Source organism: Treponema sp. R80B11-R83G3 (assembly GCF_054786115.1).
Map to the genome: position 1 here is coordinate 1 of NZ_BDHF01000580.1, position 380 is coordinate 380.

The window sequence follows — 380 nt, forward strand, 5'->3', positions numbered from 1 at the left end:
GGTTTACCCAATAAGAGTCTCCCAATCAGCGCTAGCTACATCAGTAATTACAACAAAAATAAAGAAGGCAAGCAGACCCTTAGTTACTCCATATATGGCAAGAGCGCAACCTTTGATATAACCGTTACTAAATAAGGCGGATACAATGCGCTATAAATAGTACTCAGGCTCTCTAAACCGCGAAAAGTAATAGGGGGATTCCTGTAATATATCGATAAAAACATTTGTAATGTCAGGATCGAATTGAATCCCCTTATTCTGCTCAAGTTCAGATAACGCCGTCCTGAGAGAAAGCGCTTTTTTTCTGTACGATCTGCTTGATGTCATCGCGTCAAATGTATCCGCAATGGCGATAATTCGCGCATGAAGAGGAATTGCCG

General features: G+C 41.3%; 2 protein-coding genes. One reads left to right on the forward strand and one right to left on the reverse strand.

Going from position 1 to position 380, the window contains the following annotated elements; all coding sequences use genetic code 11:
* The first annotated feature begins 39 nt into the window (after positions 1–39).
* Positions 40–135 (forward strand): bacterial Ig-like domain-containing protein, encoded by a 96-nt coding sequence (locus ACYVRH_RS15080; RefSeq protein ID WP_461257668.1) that lies wholly within the window; start codon positions 40–42, stop codon positions 133–135.
* A 15-nt stretch (positions 136–150) separates the two neighbouring features.
* Here the strand turns inward: ACYVRH_RS15080 and ACYVRH_RS15085 are convergent.
* A partial coding sequence (locus ACYVRH_RS15085) for an HD-GYP domain-containing protein (protein ID WP_461257667.1) occupies positions 151–380 on the reverse strand: 230 nt, incomplete at its 5' end.